This is a genomic window from Pseudomonas sp. Irchel 3H9, assembly GCF_900187495.1.
GTDB lineage: Bacteria > Pseudomonadota > Gammaproteobacteria > Pseudomonadales > Pseudomonadaceae > Aquipseudomonas > Aquipseudomonas sivasensis.
Map to the genome: position 1 here is coordinate 223,436 of NZ_FYDK01000002.1, position 20,649 is coordinate 244,084.

Sequence of the window (20,649 nt, forward strand, 5' to 3'; positions counted from 1 at the left end):
CTTTCTAGATCTTCCAGCGCCCGGCGCTCTTAGCCAGCCGCTGGCGCATCCCATCCACATTCGCCGCCAATTGCACCGTCAGCAACCGATAACCGTCCAACGCGCTGTAGACCGGCGTATCCAGCGCCGGCTCGCTCACGCCGGCATGGCTTGGCCGCTCCAACCGCTCTGTCACCCCCGACTTCAGCGCCCGCGCCATCCCCACCAACTGCACACGAATCTGCCGGTGCTCGGCCTTCAACATCATCTGCATGCGCGCAGTGGCCTGTTCATCACGCGGGTCCGGCCGCGTGTTGCCGAGAATTTCCAGGGTGCTGATGCACATGCGCAGGTGCCGCTGGATCGCGTCCAGTTCGGTCATGGAGATGCGCACTTCCTTGGACACCGACGGCATCAGCGAGCGCAGTTGCACCATGGCGGCATTCAAGCGGTTCAACAATTTGAGGTGTTCATCATCGGTGACCGATTGGCCGTTGATGATCCTGCTGTAAATCGCCGCACAGTCGCGCAAAGCACTGGCCAGGTTGTAGCGCCACGAGTACACGGCATACAGCGGTAGGGCGAAGGAAAACGCCAGGGCCAGCACGATGCCAATCAGGATATCGACCGTGCGCCACAAACCATCCGAGATCGGATTGTCGCCGTGGCCGGCGACGATAAACACCGTGATCGCCGACAGCAGGGCGATGTATCCGCCCTTGCCGATGGCGTGATAGGAAAAGAACCCGCACACCACCGACATCAGCAAATAGGTCAACAGCGGCAGACCGAAGTAGGCCTGTTGCACCACCAGCAGCAAGCCGACGCTGGCGCCGATCAAAGTACCGTAGGCGCGCTCCACGGCTTTCTTGCCGATATTGCCGTGGTGCTGCAAACCGCCGATCACGATCAGCATGGTCACCGACGCCCACTCACCGTGGGGCAGGTTGATGCCGGTGGTCAGCAGGATCGTCGCCAGCAAGCCAATGGACACGCGCACGGCGTGGATCAGCTTGGCATGGCGATAGCGACGGTACGGGTCGAGCAACGGGCGCAGCAGGCGCCGGGCAAACATAGGCAAATGCAGGTTAATCAACTGCTCGCGTTCCTCTAGAAAATGTAATCGGTGGTCAGGAAGCTCGAATCGCGGTTGCGCAGGATGTCGCTGACCAGCGCCTTGTTGCTCTCCTGGAACTTGGTGGCCACCAGGGTGCGGATCGAGAACACCCGCAAGGCGTCATGTACCGACAACGTGCCTTCGGCCGAGTTCTTGCGCCCGTTGAATGGGAACGTGTCCGGCCCGCGTTGGCATTGGGCGTTGATATTGATCCGGCCAACCTGATTGGCAAAGGTGTCCACCAGACGCCCGACTGCCACGGCGTTGGTGCCGAAGATGCTCAATTGCTGCCCGAAGTCCGAGTCGAGTACGTACTCGATCACCGTCTCCAGATCGCGGTAAGGCACGATCGGCACCACCGGGCCAAACTGTTCTTCGTGGTACACGCGCATCTGCGGGTTCACCGGGTACAGCACGGCCGGGTAGAAAAACGAACCACGGCTGGTGCCACCGTTGGCATTCACCACCTGGGCACCGTGTTGTTGAGCATCGGCCACCAGATCGTTGAGGTAATCCACCTTGCCCACTTCCGGCAGCGGCGTCAGCGACACGCCGTCTTCCCACGGCATGCCGGGCTTGAGTGTCGCCAGCTTGGCGTTGAATTTCTCGATAAAGCTGTCGACCACATCCTCATGCACAAACAGGATTTTCAACGCGGTGCAGCGCTGGCCGTTGAACGACAACGAACCGGTGACGGCCTCGCTGACGGCATTGTCCAGGTCCACCTCGGGCAACACGATGCCGGGGTTTTTCGCGTCCAGGCCCAGTGCAGCACGCAAGCGGTGCGGCTTGGGGTGCAGTTTTTTAAGGTCGCTGGCGGCCTTGTTGGTGCCGATAAACGCAAAGATATCGATCTTGCCGCTGGCCATCAGCGCGCTGACGGTTTCACGGCCACTGCCGTAGATCACGTTGATCACTCCGGCCGGGAAGCTGTCGCGGAACGCCTCCAGCAGCGGGCGGATCAGCAGCACGCCGAGCTTGGCCGGTTTGAACACCACGGTGTTGCCCATGATCAACGCCGGGATCAGCGTGGTGAAGGTCTCATTGAGCGGGTAGTTGTAGGGGCCCATGCACAGCGCTACACCCAGCGGTACGCGGCGGATTTGCCCGAGGGTGTCCTGTTCCAGTTCGAAGCGGCTGCTGCGACGGTCCAGTTCCTTGAGGGCATTGATGGTGTCGGTGATGTAGTCGCAGGTGCGGTCGAACTCTTTTTGCGAGTCCTTGAGGTTCTTGCCGATTTCCCACATCAGCAGCGTAACCACGGCATCGCGCTGTTCGCGCATACGGCGCAAAAACGCTTCGACATGCTGGATACGGTCCGCCACACGCATGGTTGGCCATTCGCCCTGGCCCCGGTCGTAGGCGCGCACGGCGGCATCGAGGGCGGTGAGGGCGGTGTCGGCGTCCAGCAGCGGCGTGCTGCCGATCACCACACGGCTGTCGCCCAACTGCACCGGGCTCTGCACCTGGGCCAGCGGGCCGTTCCACACCTGCAACTGGCCATCGACCAGGTAATCACGCTGTTCAATGGGTGCTTCAAGCCGGAATTGCTCGGGAATATCGGCCACCGACGTTGGAAACAGCTGGGCGAGCAGGTTGCTGGTGGTCATGTCGCTACCCCTGGAATAGTTTCAAAACATGACTAGAGAGTCACCCAACAGAGGGCTCTATGGCAAGGCTTGCGCGCTTTCTCCTACGCACGATGACGTACCGCGGGTAAACTGCGCGCCTTTCTTGAAGGAGTTCACATGAGTCACTACCAGCCGGGCATTCTTGCCGCACCGGTGCCTTTGCAGGCACGCCATCTGTTTTTTGCCGTGCAAACCCTTGAAGCCGTACCGGCCGCGTTGGACGCGCTGGTGCAACTGGTGGATTCGGCGGCAGTGGTCGGTTTTGGTGAACCGCTGGTAAATGCACTGGGCACGCACATCGATGGTCTGCGCCCATTCCCGGCGGTCAGCGGCCCGGGTGCGAATAATCCGTCCACCCAGCAGGCACTGTGGGTGTGGCTGCACGGTGTGGATCGCGGTGAACTGCTGTTGCGCAGCCGTGCCTATGAAAAGGCCCTGGCCCCGGCGTTTGGCCTGGTGCAGTCAACCGAAGGCTTTCGCTACAAGACCGGTTTTGACCTCACCGACTATGAAGACGGCACCGAAAACCCCCACGACGACGCCGCCGTTGACGCCGCGCTGACCGACAGCGGCGCCAGCTTCGCTGCGATCCAGCAATGGCAGCACGATCTCGACGGCTTCGCCGCCTTGCCCGCCCAGGAGCGCGACCACATCATCGGCCGCCGCCATGGCGATAACGAAGAGCTGGACGACGCCCCCGAATCCGCCCACACCAAACGCACCGCCCAGGAAAGCTTTACCCCGGAAGCCTTCGTGGTACGCCGCTCGATGCCGTGGGCCGAGAACGGTCAGGCGGGGTTGATGTTCCTCGCGTTCGGCCACTCGTTCGATGCTTTCGAAGCACAACTGCGCCGGATGAGCGGGTTGGAAGACGGGATTGTCGACGGGTTGTACCGCATCAGCACGCCGTTGACCGGTGGTTACTACTGGTGCCCGCCGGTTATAGGCGGGCATTTGGACCTGAGCGCGCTGGCGAACATGAAATTGTCGACAGGCAACTGATCCGCGGCTGAAAAAAATCAGCGCTGCCCTTAATCTGGCAGCCTTATCACCCGCGTGGATCGTTCATGTCTTCTGCCGCCGATGGCCTGCCTCTCAACAAACGCCTGCCTGCCGTGATCGCGATCTCCCTGGGGATCGGCATGGCGACGTTGGACACGGCCATCGTCAACACCGCACTGCCGACACTGGCCGAAGGGATTGGTACCGATTCCGCCTCGGTGATCTGGGTGGTCAACGCCTACCAGTTGGCGATTATTGCCACGGTGCTGCCGTTTGCGTCGCTGAGTGACGTGCTGGGGCATCGCCGTGTGTACCTTGGCGGGTTGCTGTTGTTTATCGTCTCGTCGCTGTTTTGCGGGTTGGCCGGTTCGCTGGAGACGCTGACGGCTGCGCGGGTGGTGCAGGGGCTGGGGGCGGCGGCGATCATGAGTGTAAACACGGCGTTGCTGCGGCATATCTACCCGTCGAAAATGCTTGGGCGCGGCCTTGGTTATAACTCGTTGGTGGTGGGGTTGGCCTTTACCTTGGGGCCGACCGCCGCGTCGGCGATCCTGTCAGTGGCGACCTGGCACTGGCTGTACCTGATCAATGTGCCGCTGGGGCTGTTGGCCCTGGCACTCGGCGTGCGTTCACTGCCCATCCTCCCCATCACCGGGCACGCGTTTGACCGGCTGGCGGCATTGTTATGTGCCGGTTTGTTCGCCTTGTTGGTCTTGGGCCTTGGCACCGCGGTGCACGGCGCTCAAGGCGCACTGACCCTGGGCTTGATTGCCGTGGCGCTGCTGTGCGGCACCTTGTTGCTGCGTCGCCAGGCCGGTCATCCGGCGCCGATGCTCGCCTTGGACCTGTTCAAGCGGCCAGTGTTTGCATTGTCTTCTCTCACTGCGATCTGCGCCTTCAGTGCCCAGGGCCTGGCCTTCGTGTCGCTGCCATTTCTGCTGCAAGCAGTGCTCGGCCATAGCCAGGTGGAAACCGGCTTCCTGATGACGCCATGGCCGGCCGTAGTGGCGGTGATGGCACTGGTCGCCGGGCGCCTGGCCGACCGTGTATCCCTGGGCCTGCTGTGCGGCATCGGCCTGCTGATGTTGAGCCTGGGCATGGCCGCATTGGCGACCTTGGACACCGGCGCGTCGGCCTTTGATATCGGTTGGCGCATGGCCTTGTGCGGCGCCGGTTTTGGTTTTTTCCAGTCGCCCAATCTCAAGGCGTTGATGACCAGTGCACCGCTGGCGCGCAGCGGCGGGGCCAGTGGCATCGTGGCGATTTCGCGCTTGTTGGGGCAGACGCTGGGCGCCTCGCTGGTGGCGTTGTGTTTCCACCTGTTCATGGCTAGCGGCCCGCACTCTGCGTTGTGGCTGGGCTGTGCGTTTGCGCTGGTGGGCAGCGTGGCCAGCGGTTTGCGTTTGCTGCCCTATGGGAAAAAGACGTGACGGGGCGTTGTAAAGCGCGGTTCGCTAAGGCTACCGTGGCGACCTGAATATTTCGGGATGTTTCAGATTTATGTCCAGTCAGGCCCAACGCACTTCCGACACCACCTCCCGCCGCGCCGCGCTGACCCTGGCGTTGTGCCTGCCCAGCGACGTGTTGCTCTACCTGCTGTTGCCCATGGAATCCCAGGCCTTTGGCATTACCCTGGCACAGGCCGGGGTGTTGCTGGCGGCCAACCGCCTGGTGCGGATTTTCGGTTACCGGCATGTGTTGAATTTCTACGCGCGCAACGGCGATCGCCTGACCTGCATGATCGCCGCCGGTGCCGCTGCGCTGTGTGCCCTGGGCAATTCGGTGCTATCCGGCTTTGCCGCGTTGCTCGGGTTGCGGCTGGTGTGGGGCCTGTGTTTTGCCGCGTTGAACCTGTCGACCCAGGTATTGGCCACCGCTGAGCCAGAGGGCGCTGCGCGCCGGGCCGGGCGTTCGCGGGCCTTGATCGCCTGGGGACCGATGCTGGCGTTGCCGTTCGGTGGTTGGCTGACGCTGTGGGCCGGGCCGCGTCCGATCTTTGTGATTCTCGCCGGTTGCTGCCTGATAGGCCTTTGGATGGCGCGCGGCTTGCCCAGCGCCGGACATGATTTGCACAGCACACCAGGGCGTCGCTTCAAGTGGCCGGACAGCGTTGCACTGTGGTCGTTTATCGAAGGCGTGGCGCTGGACGGGCTGTTTATCTTTGGGCTGTCGATCCAGGCCCAGAAAATTCTCGGCGGCGATGCGGTGCTGATTGCTGGTGGCTTAATGGCCCTGCGCTACGTCTCGGAAATGCTTCTGAGCCCCTTGGGCGGTCGCGCGGCGCAGCGATTTGGCGCCACCGCCATGCTGCTGCTGTTTTCGTTCTTGAGTGCCCTGGCCTTGAGCGCATTCGGCAGCTATTGGGTGATCGTCGGCGCGGCGGCGGTGCTGGTGCTGCGCGCATTGCAACTGCCGCTGGTGACTACCTTGGTCGCCGAGCGCAACCCCGGTTCGATGCGAGTGTCGGCGCTGGCGTCCAATGCGGTCTGGCGCGACATCGGCGCTGGCCTGGGGCCGCTGCTGGCGGGTCTGCTGCTGCCGGTGGCGTCGGCGCCGCTGGTGTTTGGCGTGGCGGGTGCGGCGATTGCGGTGAGTGCGTTGTTCTGCTGGCGAGGCAGATGATTTAAACGCTTTTCAATCCGTCCAGCCACGCGGGGTCGAAACGGGTCTGTTCGGTGTCGATTCCCAGCGTCTGCATCCTGGCTTTATGCGCGTCCATTTCGCCGACCAGTTGCGCCTGGGCGCTGGAGTTGGCGTCCAGTGCATGCATCTGCGTCAGCCCCAGGTGATAGAAACGCAGCACTTTCATGGCCGTCGGATCATTGGCCTGCACACGTTCGGTGACGGTGTGCATCACATTGGTCACGCGCATCAGCGTGCGCTTGAGCTGCCAGCCGTACACCGCAGCGGCCAGCCACGACTTGGACCAGAACGGGCCGCGCACCAGGGCGACGGTAATCAGCACCCCCGCGAACACACCGCCGACATTGAAGCGAAAGTTATCACCGCCGGGTTCGCCGAACAGCATCACCGCCAGAGTCGACAGCAGCATGGCCAAGGCCATGAACAGCACGGCAACGATCAACGTGCTGCGGCGGGTCTGTTGGCGGTAGGTGACGGGGTCGCAGGGTTTGAGCTCGAACATCCGGTCCAGGTCTCCAGGGCGGGTAGGGGGTGGCATCTTCTCATGGTCAGCGGTCAGCGGTGGGGCAATCAAGTTGAACCATGATCTGTGGCAGTTTCTCTAAACGAATGTAGTCCCTTTGAGGTGAACCACCATGCCCGAATACAAGCAACCACCGCCCGGTACACCCGACCCTGATCGCACACCCGGTGAAGAAGAGCGCGACAACGATGCCTTGCGCCCCAATGACCCGAAAGAGCGTGACGACCATGATGATGTGGAGCGCGTCGAAGAAGACTTGGAAAACCTCCACGACAAAGCTCGCCCGCTCTAACAGGAGACCATGATGAACAAGCGCTCGGATGGGCCCCCCTCTAACGAACACGCCAGCGGCAAGGATGAGCTGGGATTTGACCCCGACTCGCCGGATGTGGCTGATCCGCAGGTTGATCCGGTAGGTCCGGCGATTGCCCCGCTGGATAAAAAGGACAAGGACGAGGCGAAAAAAAAGCCGCCCTACGATCCGTTGGGCGACTTAAAGAAATAACAGCGTAATAGGTAATCAGGCCCCGCCATTGAGCGGGGCCTTCGTTTATTTAGGTGGCGTCCAGGAAACGTCGGTAATCCCGAACTTCTCCGCCCAGGGCCGGGTGGTTTTTTTCACTTGCTCGTGGCCGACGCGGCCGATACGGCTGACATGAGCAATGTCGGCATCGACCGCTGCCCAGTGCCAGGCCTCGGCGTTATTCATCACTTCGGCACGCACCACAAAGGACTTCGGTTGACCGTGCAGTTGGTAGTGGATGGTGTAGATTTTTGCGGTACTCATGTTGCCTCCCTGTCTTGTTATAGATGGAGGCTGAAGCGTTCAAAAAGGTTCATTCAAAATGACAGTTTGCATGTGAACGCGGCATAGTGACGCACTCTTCCTGCGCCCAAGGACCGTGCCATGACCCGCCTCAACCACAGCCATCTGTACCTGCAGCGCCTGGGATACGATTCGCCGCCACCGCCCACCCTGGCAACCCTGCGGGATCTGCAACTGCGCCATGTGTGCACCTTCGCCTTTGAAAGCCTGTCGACCCTGCTGCGCCTGCCGGTGCCGATCGACTTGCCCAGCGTCGAGCAAAAGGTGTTGTTCGATGGCCGCGGCGGCTATTGCTATGAGTTGAACCAGATGTTCCTCGCGCTGCTGCAGGAACTGGGTTTCGAGGCCCGTGGCATTACCGGTCGGGTGGTGATGGGCGGACCGCCGGACGCGCGCACGGCACGCACCCATCGTTTGAGCCTGGTGACCCTGGACGGGGTTCGTTACATCACCGATGTAGGCTTTGGCGGCATGGTGCCCAGCAGTCCGTTGCAGTTGGACACTGAGGCCGTGCAGGCCACCGCCCATGAGCCCTATCGCCTGACGTTCAATGCAGGGGAGAACAGTTACACGTTGTGGGCCGAAGTGGCGGGGGAGTGGCGTGGTTTGTATGTGTTCGACTTGCAGGTGCAGGGAGCCATCGATTACGAAATCGGTAATTGGTATGTCTCGACCCACCCGAACTCGCCGTTCTTGGGCCAATTGAAAGTCGCACTGCTGGCGCCCGGCAAACGCCATACCTTGAACAACGCGCATTACGCGATCCATTCCCTGGATCAGCCCAGCGAAAAACGGCTGCTGAACAACGCGCAAGAGCTAACGGCCTTGCTGAGGGACACCTTCGGTATTCGCGTGCCGGTGCAGCCGTCACTGGCTCAAGCAATGGCCGGCGGGTGGCCGACCTAAAGCCAGGCGACGCCATTTATGAGTGCGCGTTCTCTGCTCACGAGCGCTGCATTCGCAGCTTAATCCTACGCCCCGCAATGACACTGCCTGCATTCTCGTGTGGTCCCATCGCTATATAAATCCGCCCACGCTGAATATTTTCGGCAGTAGGCGTAGCGCGGGGGCTCCAACAGGCTCAGTTTTCTGAACCGTTGGATTCGACGTCCCGACTCGCGGCTCTACTGCCAGAGCCATTTGCCCGAGGGACACATGATGGGGTCGCCCACCGAAGCTCAACCACTGGATTTCACCCTGTTGTGCTTGCCCCTGAGCGAGGCCGATGGCGGTGGCCAGAACTTTGAATATTCGGCGCAATTCTTAGAACTTGAAGAAGAGGCACTGGGTAAACCCGAGGTTCAGTACGGCGACACCGTTACCGACGCCATCGAGCCGAACTGGAAGCGCGTCATGGCCCTCGCACTGCCGATGTTGGAGCGTAGCCGCGATTTGCGCCTGGCCATCTGGGCCACCCGCGCCGAACTCAACGTGCACGGCATCGCCGGCCTGTCGGCTGGCCTGGGGCTGGTGCAGGAGTTGTTGGAAAATTGCTGGGACGGGCTGTACCCCAGGCTCGACCCGGAGGATGGCCATGACCCGCTGTTGCGCATCAATATCCTGGCGTTCCTATGTGCCCCCAACGGCCTGGTACGCGACGTGTTGGATGCGCCGTTGATCAACGCGCGAGGCATCGGCGCGGTCAGCTTGAGGATGATCGATTTGGCGATTGTCGAGCACGGCGGCGAGGGCAATCACCCGAGCCTGGCGATGATCGAAGGGGCGCTTGTCGATGCCAATGCGCAACAGCTACAGGCCATTCACCTTGCGCTGACCCAGGCGTTGGCGCACAGCCTGCAGATTGAGCAGTGGCTGACCGAAAAAGTCGGCGTAGGTCGCGCCATCGACCTCAATGGACTGGCCGCTCCACTGCGTCGCGCCGCTGAAATAGTCCGCCGGTTCTTGCTTGAACCTGCGCCGGTCGAGGCGGCTGCAGCCACTGTTGCTACCTCAGAGGTGGCCGCACCGCAGGCACTGTTCGGCGAGATCCGCAGCCGCGAAGAGGCGCGCCAGGTCATCGATCGGCTGTGCAGCTATTTTCATACCCATGAGCCCGCGAGCCCGGTGCCGTTCCTGCTGCAACGGGCAAAAACACTGATCGACAAGAATTTCATGGAGTTGCTGCAAGACCTGGCGCCCGATGGACTTGCGCAACTGGCACAGGTCAGCGGCATCCGCACCAACGACAACTGAACGTTCATCTATCCACTCCACTCACCGGAGCCAGTTCCGTGGCCAAAGAAAGTAGCCAGAAGTTTATCGCCCGCAATCGTGCGCCGCGCGTCCAGATCGAATACGACGTGGAGATCTACGGCGCGGAAAAAACCGTGCAGTTACCCTTCGTGATGGGCGTGTTTTCAGACCTTTCCGGCAAACCGGCCGAGCCTTTGCCGCCGGTAGCCGAGCGCAAGTTTCTGGAAGTCGATGTGGACAACTTTGACGAACGCCTCAAGTCCATGAAGCCCCGTGTGGCATTCCAGGTGCCCAATACCCTGACGGGCGAGGGCAACCTGCCGGTGGAGATCACCTTTGAGAGCATGGACGACTTCTCCCCAGGTGCAATCGCCAACAAGGTGCCCAGCCTTAATCAGTTGTTGGCCGCGCGCCGCCAGCTGTCGAATCTGCTGACCTATATGGACGGCAAGGTAGGGGCCGAAGAATTGCTGGCCAAAGTGCTCAGCGATCCGAGTGTGATGCAGGCCCTGTGCGCGGCCCCCCAACAACCCGACTAACTGAATGACCGTGGTCTCTGCCGGCGCCTCGTTTGCCCCGGTATGGGGACGCTGTTGCCCATAATTCAAGGATACCGTCATGTCCACTACGCAATCGGAACAACCCGAACAGGGATCTCCGGCCACGGCATTCGACGCCGGTGACTTCGCCAGCCTGCTGCAAAAAGAATTCAAGCCCAAGACCGACAAAGCCAGGGACGCCGTGGAATCCGCCGTGCGCACCCTGGCGGAACAGGCGCTGCAAGGCACGCAGGTGATGTCCCATGACGTGCTCGGCACGATTGAAGGCCTGATCGCCAGTCTCGACCAAAAGCTCACCGAACAGGTCAACCATATCCTCCACCATGAGGAGTTCCAGGCCGTGGAAAGCGCCTGGCGCGGCTTGCATTACCTGGTCAGTAACACCGAGACCGACGAGTCCCTGAAGATTCGGGTGATGAACATTTCCAAGCACGAAGTGCATAAGACTCTGCGCAAGTTCAAAGGAGTGGCCTGGGACCAGAGCCCGATTTTCAAGAAGCTGTATGAAGAGGAATACGGCCAGTTCGGTGGCGAGCCCTATGGCGCCTTTGTCGCTGACTACTACTTCAACAACAGTGCGCCGGACGTCGAGCTGTTGACCCAGATCGCCCGTGTCAGTGCCGCCGCGCACTGCCCGCTGATCACCGCCGCTGACCCCAGCGTGATGCTCATGGAGTCCTGGCAGGAACTGGCCAACCCACGTGACCTGACCAAAATTTTCCAGACCCCGGAGCACGCGGCGTGGCGCAGCTTGCGCGCCAGTGAAGACTCACGCTACGTGGGCCTGGCCATGCCGCGTTTCCTGGCTCGTGCCCCTTACGGTGCCAAGTCCAATCCGGTGGAAGACTTCGATTTTGAAGAAACCACCGACGCCGCCGACGCCAAGGATTTTACTTGGGCCAACGCGGCTTACGCCATGGCTGTGAATATCAACCGGTCGTTCAAACACTATGGCTGGTGTTCGCAAATTCGCGGCATCGAATCCGGCGGCGTCGTGGAGGGCTTGCCGGTGCATACCTTCCCGACTGACGACGGCGGTGTGGACATGACCTGCCCGACCGAGATCGCCATCAGCGACCGGCGCGAAGCCGAGCTGGCCAAGAACGGCTTCATGCCCCTGGTGCACAAAAAAAACAGCGATCTCGCGGCCTTCATCGGCGCCCAGTCCCTGCACAAACCGGCGGAGTACGACGACCCGGATGCCAGCGCCAACGCCAACTTGGCAGCGCGTCTGCCGTACCTGTTTGCCACGTGCCGTTTTGCTCACTACTTGAAGTGCATCGTGCGCGACAAGATCGGTTCATTCAAAGAGCGCGACGATATGCAGACCTTGCTCAACAACTGGGTTGGCCGCTACGTGGAGCACAACCCGGCCACCGCGACCGATGCCGATAAAGCGCGTAAGCCGCTGGCGGGGGCCGAGGTCGTGGTGGAAGAAATCGAAGGCAACCCCGGTTACTACAGCGCCAAGTTTTTCCTGCGTCCGCACTACCAGCTTGAAGGCTTGACCGTGTCCTTGCGGTTGGTCTCCAGGCTGCCTTCAACCCAAGCGTCATAACCCCGTTGTTCAACCTGAAAGGTACTCACCATGATCCTGCTGAACTTTAAAGGCACCCCAATCAAAGGCACTTCCACCGTCGACGGTCACAAAGACTGGATCACCCTCGACGCTATCCAAATGGGGGTTTTCCGAGCGATTTCCTCCAGTAGCGGCGGTGCCGACCGTGACACCAGCAACCCTTCGTTCTCGGAAATTTCCGTGACCAAACTGGCCGACGTGGCCTCGGCCGATCTGTTTATGCAGGCTGTGTGCGGCAAGAGCCTGGGCGATGCCGAGATCCACTTTGTCCATACGGGCGGCGCGGACAAAAAACAGCAAGTGTTTCTTAAGATCATCCTGGGCGGCGCGATTATCAGTGCTTACTCCGCCAGCAGCACTGGCGATCGGCCGGCCGAAACCCTTTCGATCAACTTCACCACCATCAGCTATGCCTATGACGCCTTCAACGGTGACACGGTAATCACCGGTACGCCGAAGAAGTGGGACTTGGAAAAGAATCAGAAGATCTGATTCGGATGCCCGACGGTGGGTGGGTTCGCCCGCCCGCCGTCCTGTCGATGGAGGCCTCAGCGCATGGCTGAACTAACCAGTCTCGAACGTTTGCAACCGTCCTTGCTCGATCGCTTGAGTGATGACGACACCGCGCAGGTTTTCGAGCCTCGCGACAAGCGCGTGTTGTCCATGCGCCGCTTGCGCAAGGCGGTATTACGCGATTTGGGGTGGCTGCTCAACAGCACCAGTCTGGGCAGCTTTCGCGACCTGAGGAAGTGCCCGTTGGCGGGACAATCAGTGCTCAATTTCGGGCTGCCCGATCTCGCGGGAAAGACGGCTGCCGGCCTGGACCGCGAAGCGTTGGGACGCCGCATTCGCCAGGCGATCTGGGATTTCGAACCGCGGATTTTGCGCGAAAGCCTGCGTGTCGTGCCGGTTGCCTCCTCGGGTGCAACCATCAGTCCCAACCAGATGACCTTTGAAATTCATGGCGAACTCTGGGGCCAACCGTTGCCCGAGCGCCTGTACCTGAAGACCGAACTCGACCTGGAAGCAGGCGAGGCGCGGATCTTCGATATTGAGACAAGGGACGTGCGTTGAACGCAAAACTGCTGCGCTATTACGAGCGTGAGCTGGCGCATCTGCGGGAAGTTGGCGGTGAATTCGCCCGCGACTACCCCAAGGTTGCCGGCCGCCTGGGGCTGGAAACCTACGCCTGTGCCGACCCCTATGTTGAACGGTTGTTGGAAGGTTTCAGCTTTCTCGCCGCGCGGGTGCAACTGAAGATTGATGCCCAATTCCCACAATTTACCCATCACCTGCTGGAACTGATCTACCCACACTACTTGGCGCCAACGCCATCGATGGCGGTGGTGCAACTGCACCCGGACATGGGAGAGGGCAGCCTGGCCGCCGGCTTCAAGGTGCCACGCCACACGGCATTGCACAGCCAGTTGGGCAAGGGGGACCAGACCGCCTGCGAGTTTCGCACTGCCCATGAGGTAACCCTGTGGCCGGTGGAGTTGGTCGAGGCGCGCTATTTCGCCTGCAGCACGCAGGTGGCCGGGGTTGACCTGTCACGTCTCGGCGCAGTCAAGGCCGCGTTGCGCCTGCGCTTGAGCGTCGGGGCTGGCCTGGCTTTCAGCGACCTGGCCCTCGACACCCTGCGGCTGCACATCCGTGGCGGGGACGGCACGCCCGCGCGGGTTCTTGAGCAGCTGTTGGCCCAAGTGGCGGGTGTGCTGGTCATGCCCATGCAAGCGTCTGGGGACTGGCATCAGCTGCTGCCCAGCAGTGCGATTCGCAGTGTGGGCTATAGCGACAGCGAAGCCTTGCTGCCCATCGGGCCGCGTTCGTTCCAGGGTTATCGCTTGTTGCAGGAATACTTCGCCTTGCCGCAACGCTTCATGTTCGTCGACGTGGTGGGGTTGGCGAGCAGTGTCAGCCGCTGCACCGCCGAGCAACTGGAGCTGATCGTGTTGTTCAAGACGGCAGACCCGTTACTTGAGCAAAGCCTCAGTGCTGCCAATTTCGCGCTGTATTGCACGCCGGCGATCAACCTGTTCCCGATGCGCACCGAGCGTGTGCACCTGGATGAACAGCGCTCTGAATACCATGTGAGCCCCGACCGCACACGGTCAATGGACTACGAGATCTACGAAATTGAAGGGGTGACCGGTTACGGCAGTGGTGCCGAGGCCAGTCAGACATTCGAACCCTTCTACCGCGCCAACGACCTGCAGGGACGCACGCCGCCGCGTGCGTACTACCAGGACGGCGCGACACGCGGGTTTTGTCCGAACAGCAGCGCAGCCGAGGCCCGCGCTCCAGTTATGGGGGCAGCGAGGTATTCGTGTCGCTGGTGGACGGCGAGCAGGCTCCTCACCGCAGCGACCTGCGCCAATTGGGCATCGACGCCCTGTGCAGCAACCGCGACCTGGTGCTGAGCATGCCGGTGGGGAGTGGCAGCACCGACTTCAGCGTCCAATCCGCTGCGCCGGTGCAGTCGGTACGTTGCGTGGCAGGGCCCACGATGCCCGCGCCGTCGTATGCCGAAGGCGATACCGCATGGCGTCTGGTCAGCCATTTGTCCCTTAACTACCTGTCACTGCTGGACCAGGACACGGAGCAGGGCGCTGTAGCCTTGCGTGACATGTTGCGCCTGTATTGCCGCGTCGACGATGCCGTTGCACATAAACAGATCGAAGGCGTGCGTTCGGTGACTGCGCAGAGCATCGTGCGGCGCCTGCCATTGTCTGGACCCGTCACCTATGGGCGAGGTTTGCAGATCAGTGTGAGCGTGGATGAGTCTGCGTTCGAGGGTGCAGGCGTCTGTGTATTGGGCTCGGTGCTGGAACAGTTTTTCGCCAAGTACGTGTCGCTCAACTCATTCACCGAGACGCGGATCGTGAGCGCGTCACGCGGCGTGATCATGCAGTGGCCTGCGCGGGTGGGCAGATGCGAGATCCTCTGAGCCTGCTCAGCGAGCTTGAAGCGCATCCGGGTCGGTTTGATTTCTACGCGGCATTGCGCCAGTTGGAGTGCGCCTTTGCGCACCTGCCGCGCATCGGCGAGGCCACGCGTCCGGCGGACGAGGCGGTGCGTTTCGGCCAGCATTCCTCGCTGGCGTTTGAGCCGGCAATGATTGCGGGCCTCATACCCGGCGACACGCCTAAACTGCTGCTCAATTTCTTCGGCCTGATGGGCGCCAATGGCCCGTTGCCGATTCACCTCACCGAATACATTCGCGACCGTCAACGCAACCTCAACGACCCTACGCTGGCGGCATTTTGCGACGTGTTTCATCACCGCATGATCAGCCTGTTCTATCGCGCCTGGGCCAGTGCCCAGCCAACGGTGAGTCTGGACCGTCCGGGAGCGGACCGCTTTGCCAACTACCTGGGATCATTGCTCGGTATTGGCCTACCGTCGCTGCAGGCGCGCGACGGCGTGGTGGACCTCGCCAAGCTGCATTTCGCCGGTCGCCTGGGACCGCAAACACGCAATGCCGAAGGCCTGGCCGCCTTGCTTGGCGACTACCTTGGCGTTCCCGTAGAGGTCGAGCAATTTGTCGGCCACTGGATGACCCTGCCCCGTGACGGGCTGTGCACCTTGCGCAGCGGTCCGGACGCGGTGGTACTCGGCCAGGCCACGGTCATGGGCCGGAAAGTCTGGAATGCCCAACACAAGTTTCGCCTGCTGATTGGCCCTCTGGACCTGACACAAACCCGCCGTTTGCTGCCCGGTGGCGACAGCCTGCAACGGGTGCAGGATTGGGTGCGTCAGTACGTCGGCATGGCTATGGACTGGGACGTCAACCTGATCGTCAAGAAAGAACACCGGCCTCGCTTACGCCTGGGGTCCACGTCATTGGGCTGGACCAGTTGGCTGAGCAGCAGAGCGCCCCAGCGGGATGATCGGCAGTTGCTGATCAAGCCTCGACCCTCATTTTCTTCTCAAGGAACTGCCCATGGCTGATATCAGTCGCGTCGCGCTTTTCGGCAAGCTCAACAGCCTGTGCTACCGGGCGATTGAAAGCAGCACTGTGTTCTGCAAACTGCGCGGCAATCCCTATGTCGAGCTGGTGCACTGGTTGCAGCAGTTGTTGCAATTGACCGATTCGGACCTGTTGCGCCTGGTCCGCCATTACGGCATTGATCCGGTGGTGTTGGACCGGGACCTCACTGCCGCCCTGGATCGTTTGCCTAGGGGCTCGACCTCGGTGACGGACCTGTCCTCGCAGGTCGAGGAAACCGTGGAGCGTGCCTGGGTCTACGCCACCCTGATGCTGGGTGAGTCCCAGGTGCGTTCTGGCCATTTGCTGCTGGCGATGCTGAAAACTCCGGCATTGCGTAATGGTTTGTATGGTGTGTCCCGGGAGTTCAACAACGTCAGGACCGACGACCTCAGTGAGCAGTTTGGCGCGTTGCTCAAGGATTCGCCCGAGGCCCGTATGACGGCCAGCGACGGGTACCAGGTGCCGGGTGAGGCTGTCGGTGCACTGGCGCCCGACCGTCAGGAAGGCCTGAAGCGCTTCACTGTCGACCTGACCGAGCAGGCGCGGCGAAACACGATGGACCCTATCGTCGGACGCGATGAAGAGATCCGGCAGGTCATCGATATCCTGATGCGCCGTCGCCAGAACAACCCGCTGCTGGTGGGCGAGGCGGGCGTGGGCAAAACTGCTGTGGCGGAAGGATTCGCCCAGCGCATCGCCCGTGGCGACGTGCCGCCTAGCCTGCGGGACGTACAATTGCTTGCCCTTGACGTCGGCCTGTTGCAGGCCGGTGCGAGCATGAAAGGTGAGTTTGAACAGCGCCTGCGCTCGGTCATCGATGAGGTTCAAGCCAGCGTCAAACCGGTGGTGCTGTTTATCGATGAAACCCACAACCTGGTCGGCGCAGGTGGCGCCGCGGGTACCGGCGATGCGGCTAATCTGCTCAAGCCAGCCCTGGCCCGTGGCACCTTGCGTACCTTGGGCGCAACCACGTTTGCCGAGTACAAAAAACACATCGAAAAAGATCCGGCCCTGAGCCGGCGCTTTCAGACGGTGCAGGTCGATGAGCCGGATGAAAGCCGTGCGCTGCTGATGCTGCGCGGTCTTGCCTTCAGCCTGCAGGAGCACCATCAGGTGCAGATCCTCGATTCGGCGCTGGAAGCGGCCGTGCGTTTGTCCAATCGCTATATCCCGGCGCGGCAGTTACCGGACAAGGCGGTGAGCCTGATCGACACCGCGTGCGCCCGCGTCGCCATCAGCCTGCACGCCACCCCGGCGGAAGTCGATGACAGCCGCCGGCGTATCGAATGCCTGGAAACCGAGCAGGGGATCATCCAGCGTGAACGCGCCATGGGGGCGCAAACCTCAAGTCGTTGTGCATCGGTCGATGCGTTGCTGGCGACCGAGCGCGAGCGCCTGAAGGTCCTTGGCAGCCGCTGGCACAGCGAGCTGGCGCTGGTCATGCAGATCTTGCGTCTGCGTAGCCGGTTGGTCGATGTGGATGCCGATGAACCTGAAGCGGGCCGGTTGGAACTGCGTCAATTACAGGAGCAATTGGCGCTGCTGCAAGGCGAGACTCCGTTGGTCCTGGTCAACGTCGACGAACAGGCCGTCGCGGCGGTAGTACAGGACTGGACCGGCATCCCCGTAGGTCGCATGGTCAAGAATGAAATCGAGAACGTGTTGCACCTGGCAGACCGTTTGGGCCAGCGCATTATCGGTCAGGATCATGGGCTGGAGATGATCTCGCGACGTATCCAGACCTCCCGCGCGGGCCTCGACAATCCGGGCAAACCGGTGGGGGTGTTCATGCTCGCCGGTACCTCCGGGGTGGGTAAGACCGAGACGGCCCTGGCCCTGGCCGAGGCGTTGTATGGCGGCGAGCAGAACGTCATTACCCTCAATATGAGCGAATACCAGGAAGCCCACAGCGTCTCCACCCTCAAGGGCGCGCCGCCTGGTTACGTGGGCTACGGCGAAGGCGGCGTGCTCACCGAAGCAGTACGGCGCAAGCCTTACAGCGTGGTGCTGCTGGACGAAGTGGAGAAGGCGCACTCGGATGTGCACGAGCTGTTTTTCCAGGTGTTCGACAAGGGCTGGATGGAAGACGGTGAGGGGCGAGTCATCGACTTCAAGCACACCCTGATCCTGCTGACCACCAACGTCGGCACCGACCTGATCAGCCGGCAGTGCCGTGACCCGCAGGCCGTGCCTGAACCGCAAGCCCTCGCAAAAGCCTTGCGTGAGCCGTTGCTGGAGGTCTTCCCGCCGGCTTTGCTCGGACGCCTCGTGGTGATCCCGTATTACCCCCTCAGCGACGCCATGCTCGACCGCATCATCCGCCTGCAACTGGAGCGGATCAGGCAGCGCATCGCTGACAGCCACAAGATTCCCTTCACGTACAGCGATGACGTGGTGCAGTTGATTGCCAGCCGCTGCACCGAGCTGGAAAGCGGTGGGCGGATGATTGACTCAATCCTGACCAACTGCTTGCTGCCAGCAATCAGCCGTGAGTTCCTCGATCGTCTGTTACAGGGCATCCCGGCTAGCCAGGTTGGGGTCAGCGTGGAAAACGGCGAGTTTGCCTATGTCTTTTCCGAGTCCGCGAGGTAGTCCCTATGGCAACCAGTCAAATGCATCGTGACATTCAGGTCAGCAGTGTGCTCGGCGACGATGTGCTGCTGTTTCGCAGCATGCAGGCATTCGAGGGGCTGTCTCGTCTCAGTGAATACGAGGTGGAGCTGTACAGCGAACGCGCCGACCTGGACATCAACGACTTGCTCGCTACGCCGATGAGCATTGCGGTGGACTTGCCCAAGGGCGGTAGTCGTTACTTCAGCGGGCATGTGAGCCACTTCTCCATAACCGGTCGTCAAGGGCGCTATACCACGTGCAAAGCGGTGTTGAGGCCGTGGTTGTGGTTCCTGACACTGGCCAGCGACTGCCGTATTTTCCAGGGCCTGAGCGTGCCGCAGATCCTCAACCAGGTGTTCGCGCCTTACAGCATTGCCGATGTCGACACCTCGGGCCTGAGTGCGGACTACACGGCACTTAACTATTGCGTGCAATACCGCGAGAGCGATTTCAACTTTGTCAGCCGGCTGATGGAGCAGGAAGGTATCTACTACTTCTTCAAAAGCGCTGCTGGCCGTCATACCTTGGTACTTGCCGATTCCTGCGGCGCGCATTCGCCGGCGCCGGGCTATGCCCAACTGCGCTACATGCCGTCCCAGGATCACGCCCTGCGCGAAAGCGAGGTGATCTACGCCTGGCACATGAGCGGCGAGGTGGCGCCGGGCGGCTACACCCTGAAGGACTTCGACTTCGAAAAGCCCAGCGTCAATCTGATGGTCAAGTCGGCCATGCCTGGTGACTACCCGCAGTCTCGTCACGAACGTTACGACTATCCGGGTCGATACACCGAGCGCAAACAGGGCGAAACCTATGCCCGCACCTTGATTGAATCGCTACAGACCGGCGCCGGTCGGATCAGCGGTGCCACTCGTGCCCGGGGGCTGTTCCCGGGAGCGTTGATGACCTTGGCCGAGCACCCGCGCAGTGAACAGAACGCGCAGTGTTTGCTGCTGGAAGCGCGTTACACGTTGTCGTTAGACACCTATGAGCCGACGCCACCGACCGAGCCCGCGCCCGTGTTGACTTGCGAGTTCGTGGCCATGCCGCACCAGCAGCCATTTCGAGCACCTTGCGTATCGCCCAAGCCACGGATGCACGGTCCGCAGACCGCCAAGGTGGTGGGCAAACAGGGCGAAGACATCTGGACCGACAAATACGGACGGATCAAGGTGCAGTTCCACTGGGACCGCGAGGGCAAGGGCGACGAAAACAGCTCATGTTGGGTCCGAGTAGCCCAGGGCTGGGCCGGCAAGCGTTGGGGCAGCCTGCATATCCCGCGTATCGGCCAGGAAGTGGTGGTCAGCTTTCTCGACGGCGACCCCGACCAGCCGTTGGTCACCGGCAGCGTCTATAACGCGGAATCGCTGCCGCCCTATGCACTGCCAGAAAATGCCACCCGCTCGACACTCAAGACCCATTCTTCAAAGGGCGGTGGTGGCTACAACGAACTGCGCTTCGAGGACAAGAAGGGTTCGGAGCAGGTGTTCCTGCACGCCCAGAAAAACTTCGACCAGCGAGTGCTCAAGGATGCCCTGGACTGGGTAGGCGGCGACCGTCACTCCAGAATCGACCAGGACCTGCGCGAGAAGGTCGGCGGTGATCGTCATTCCTCTGTGGACGGCAACCGCAATGAAAAAACCAGCGGTGCGGTATCGATGAGCGCCGGCAGCGAGATGATTATCGAGGGCGCCATGAAGACGGGTATCACCGCCGGTACCGATGTGCATATCAAGGGCGGCGCGAACGTGGTGATCGAAGCCGGCGCGAGCATCACCTTGAAGGTCGGTGGGGCCTTTATGACCTTTTCTCCAGGCTCGATTCTCGCTTCGGCCATGCCTGTGCCCTTGCCTCAGGCCGCAACCGCTGCCACCGCCGCAGCATTGGCAGCGGCCACCGGGCCTGCGGGTGTACCGCTGCCGCCCAAGGAGGCCGACGATGGCAAGTAAGTCGTTGTCGAGTCTGTCTGCTTCTACCGTTGCCCATATTGGAAGA

Annotated in this window: 18 protein-coding genes and 1 pseudogene; 15 read left to right on the forward strand and 4 right to left on the reverse strand. The window is 61.4% G+C overall.

Annotated features, from left to right (window positions below):
* Positions 1 to 4: 4 nt before the first annotated feature.
* Positions 5 to 1,066 (reverse strand): FUSC family protein, encoded by a 1,062-nt coding sequence (locus CKW32_RS06980; RefSeq protein WP_032890043.1) that lies wholly within the window; start codon positions 1,064 to 1,066, stop codon positions 5 to 7.
* Positions 1,067 to 1,089: 23 nt separating this feature from the next.
* A complete protein-coding gene (locus CKW32_RS06985; protein WP_032889737.1) occupies positions 1,090 to 2,706 on the reverse strand; it encodes an NADP-dependent glyceraldehyde-3-phosphate dehydrogenase in 1,617 nt (538 codons plus the stop codon).
* A gap of 138 nt (positions 2,707 to 2,844) precedes the next feature.
* On the opposite strand from CKW32_RS06985, the gene CKW32_RS06990 reads away from it, so the two are divergent.
* The 3 genes from CKW32_RS06990 to CKW32_RS07000 all read left to right on the forward strand — a co-directional run bounded on the left by CKW32_RS06990 (position 2,845) and on the right by CKW32_RS07000 (position 6,351).
* Positions 2,845 to 3,729, forward strand: a complete 885-nt coding sequence (locus CKW32_RS06990) for a Dyp-type peroxidase (protein WP_095184427.1) — start codon at positions 2,845 to 2,847, stop codon at positions 3,727 to 3,729.
* Positions 3,730 to 3,794: 65 nt separating this feature from the next.
* Positions 3,795 to 5,159, forward strand: a complete 1,365-nt coding sequence (locus CKW32_RS06995) for an MFS transporter (RefSeq protein WP_032889731.1) — start codon at positions 3,795 to 3,797, stop codon at positions 5,157 to 5,159.
* Positions 5,160 to 5,229: 70 nt separating this feature from the next.
* On the forward strand, positions 5,230 to 6,351 hold the full coding sequence (locus tag CKW32_RS07000; protein WP_095184428.1) for an MFS transporter: 1,122 nt from the start codon (positions 5,230 to 5,232) through the stop codon (positions 6,349 to 6,351).
* A 1-nt stretch (position 6,352) separates the two neighbouring features.
* On the opposite strand, the gene CKW32_RS07005 is transcribed toward CKW32_RS07000, so the two are convergent.
* Entirely contained in the window at positions 6,353 to 6,874 is a 522-nt protein-coding gene (locus tag CKW32_RS07005; protein ID WP_095184429.1) for a DUF3087 family protein, read from the reverse strand.
* A gap of 133 nt (positions 6,875 to 7,007) precedes the next feature.
* Here CKW32_RS07005 and CKW32_RS07010 point away from each other — a divergent pair, with 133 nt between their 5' ends.
* Positions 7,008 to 7,187 carry a hypothetical protein gene (locus CKW32_RS07010; protein ID WP_032889724.1) on the forward strand — a complete coding sequence of 60 codons (180 nt, stop codon included), beginning with the start codon at positions 7,008 to 7,010 and terminating at the stop codon, positions 7,185 to 7,187.
* Positions 7,188 to 7,199: 12 nt separating this feature from the next.
* A complete protein-coding gene (locus CKW32_RS07015; protein ID WP_032889722.1) occupies positions 7,200 to 7,400 on the forward strand; it encodes a DUF6021 family protein in 201 nt (66 codons plus the stop codon).
* A 45-nt stretch (positions 7,401 to 7,445) separates the two neighbouring features.
* Here CKW32_RS07015 and CKW32_RS07020 read toward each other — a convergent pair whose 3' ends face one another.
* On the reverse strand, positions 7,446 to 7,682 hold the full coding sequence (locus CKW32_RS07020) for a DUF6555 family protein (RefSeq protein ID WP_032889720.1): 237 nt from the start codon (positions 7,680 to 7,682) through the stop codon (positions 7,446 to 7,448).
* 120 nt (positions 7,683 to 7,802) lie between these two features.
* Here CKW32_RS07020 and CKW32_RS07025 point away from each other — a divergent pair, with 120 nt between their 5' ends.
* The 10 genes and pseudogenes from CKW32_RS07025 to CKW32_RS07070 all read left to right on the forward strand — a co-directional run bounded on the left by CKW32_RS07025 (position 7,803) and on the right by CKW32_RS07070 (position 20,603).
* Positions 7,803 to 8,627 carry an arylamine N-acetyltransferase gene (locus CKW32_RS07025; RefSeq protein ID WP_095184430.1) on the forward strand — a complete coding sequence of 275 codons (825 nt, stop codon included), beginning with the start codon at positions 7,803 to 7,805 and terminating at the stop codon, positions 8,625 to 8,627.
* Between the two features lie 252 nt (positions 8,628 to 8,879).
* Positions 8,880 to 9,914 (forward strand): type VI secretion system protein TssA, encoded by a 1,035-nt coding sequence (tssA, locus tag CKW32_RS07030; RefSeq protein ID WP_095184431.1) that lies wholly within the window; start codon positions 8,880 to 8,882, stop codon positions 9,912 to 9,914.
* 38 nt (positions 9,915 to 9,952) lie between these two features.
* Positions 9,953 to 10,453, forward strand: a complete 501-nt coding sequence (gene tssB / locus CKW32_RS07035) for a type VI secretion system contractile sheath small subunit (protein ID WP_032889715.1) — start codon at positions 9,953 to 9,955, stop codon at positions 10,451 to 10,453.
* A gap of 79 nt (positions 10,454 to 10,532) precedes the next feature.
* Positions 10,533 to 12,032 (forward strand): type VI secretion system contractile sheath large subunit, encoded by a 1,500-nt coding sequence (gene tssC, locus CKW32_RS07040; RefSeq protein ID WP_095184432.1) that lies wholly within the window; start codon positions 10,533 to 10,535, stop codon positions 12,030 to 12,032.
* Between the two features lie 30 nt (positions 12,033 to 12,062).
* Positions 12,063 to 12,545, forward strand: a complete 483-nt coding sequence (locus CKW32_RS07045) for a type VI secretion system tube protein Hcp (RefSeq protein ID WP_095184433.1) — start codon at positions 12,063 to 12,065, stop codon at positions 12,543 to 12,545.
* Between the two features lie 63 nt (positions 12,546 to 12,608).
* The gene (gene tssE, locus CKW32_RS07050) at positions 12,609 to 13,127 is read left to right on the forward strand and encodes a type VI secretion system baseplate subunit TssE (protein WP_095184434.1); all 519 of its coding nucleotides are present in this window, start codon (positions 12,609 to 12,611) and stop codon (positions 13,125 to 13,127) included.
* Positions 13,124 to 15,000, forward strand: a pseudogene (gene tssF / locus CKW32_RS07055) (type VI secretion system baseplate subunit TssF). The gene tssE and the pseudogene tssF overlap by 4 nt, the downstream one beginning before the upstream one ends.
* Positions 14,985 to 16,004 carry a type VI secretion system baseplate subunit TssG gene (gene tssG, locus CKW32_RS07060; RefSeq protein ID WP_032889704.1) on the forward strand — a complete coding sequence of 340 codons (1,020 nt, stop codon included), beginning with the start codon at positions 14,985 to 14,987 and terminating at the stop codon, positions 16,002 to 16,004. The pseudogene tssF and the gene tssG overlap by 16 nt, the downstream one beginning before the upstream one ends.
* A complete protein-coding gene (gene tssH / locus CKW32_RS07065; RefSeq protein ID WP_095184435.1) occupies positions 15,997 to 18,636 on the forward strand; it encodes a type VI secretion system ATPase TssH in 2,640 nt (879 codons plus the stop codon). The genes tssG and tssH overlap by 8 nt, the downstream gene beginning before the upstream one ends.
* Positions 18,637 to 18,641: 5 nt before the next feature.
* A complete protein-coding gene (locus CKW32_RS07070; protein WP_095184436.1) occupies positions 18,642 to 20,603 on the forward strand; it encodes a type VI secretion system Vgr family protein in 1,962 nt (653 codons plus the stop codon).
* Positions 20,604 to 20,649 lie beyond the last annotated feature (46 nt).

What these genes read in the sequence shown, in the direction of transcription:
- tssA (WP_095184431.1), top strand. Translation starts at nt 8,880, where the DNA reads ATGGGGTCGCCCACCGAAGCTCAACCACTGGATTTCACCCTGTTGTGC.
- CKW32_RS06995 (WP_032889731.1), top strand. Translation starts at nt 3,795, where the DNA reads ATGTCTTCTGCCGCCGATGGCCTGCCTCTCAACAAACGCCTGCCTGCC.
- tssH (WP_095184435.1), top strand. Translation starts at nt 15,997, where the DNA reads ATGGCTGATATCAGTCGCGTCGCGCTTTTCGGCAAGCTCAACAGCCTG.
- CKW32_RS07045 (WP_095184433.1), top strand. Translation starts at nt 12,063, where the DNA reads ATGATCCTGCTGAACTTTAAAGGCACCCCAATCAAAGGCACTTCCACC.
- CKW32_RS07020 (WP_032889720.1), bottom strand. Translation starts at nt 7,682, where the DNA reads ATGAGTACCGCAAAAATCTACACCATCCACTACCAACTGCACGGTCAA.
- tssC (WP_095184432.1), top strand. Translation starts at nt 10,533, where the DNA reads ATGTCCACTACGCAATCGGAACAACCCGAACAGGGATCTCCGGCCACG.
- CKW32_RS07010 (WP_032889724.1), top strand. Translation starts at nt 7,008, where the DNA reads ATGCCCGAATACAAGCAACCACCGCCCGGTACACCCGACCCTGATCGC.
- tssG (WP_032889704.1), top strand. Translation starts at nt 14,985, where the DNA reads ATGCGAGATCCTCTGAGCCTGCTCAGCGAGCTTGAAGCGCATCCGGGT.
- CKW32_RS07015 (WP_032889722.1), top strand. Translation starts at nt 7,200, where the DNA reads ATGAACAAGCGCTCGGATGGGCCCCCCTCTAACGAACACGCCAGCGGC.
- CKW32_RS06990 (WP_095184427.1), top strand. Translation starts at nt 2,845, where the DNA reads ATGAGTCACTACCAGCCGGGCATTCTTGCCGCACCGGTGCCTTTGCAG.
- CKW32_RS06985 (WP_032889737.1), bottom strand. Translation starts at nt 2,706, where the DNA reads ATGACCACCAGCAACCTGCTCGCCCAGCTGTTTCCAACGTCGGTGGCC.
- CKW32_RS07025 (WP_095184430.1), top strand. Translation starts at nt 7,803, where the DNA reads ATGACCCGCCTCAACCACAGCCATCTGTACCTGCAGCGCCTGGGATAC.
- CKW32_RS07070 (WP_095184436.1), top strand. Translation starts at nt 18,642, where the DNA reads ATGGCAACCAGTCAAATGCATCGTGACATTCAGGTCAGCAGTGTGCTC.
- CKW32_RS07005 (WP_095184429.1), bottom strand. Translation starts at nt 6,874, where the DNA reads ATGTTCGAGCTCAAACCCTGCGACCCCGTCACCTACCGCCAACAGACC.
- tssE (WP_095184434.1), top strand. Translation starts at nt 12,609, where the DNA reads ATGGCTGAACTAACCAGTCTCGAACGTTTGCAACCGTCCTTGCTCGAT.
- CKW32_RS07000 (WP_095184428.1), top strand. Translation starts at nt 5,230, where the DNA reads ATGTCCAGTCAGGCCCAACGCACTTCCGACACCACCTCCCGCCGCGCC.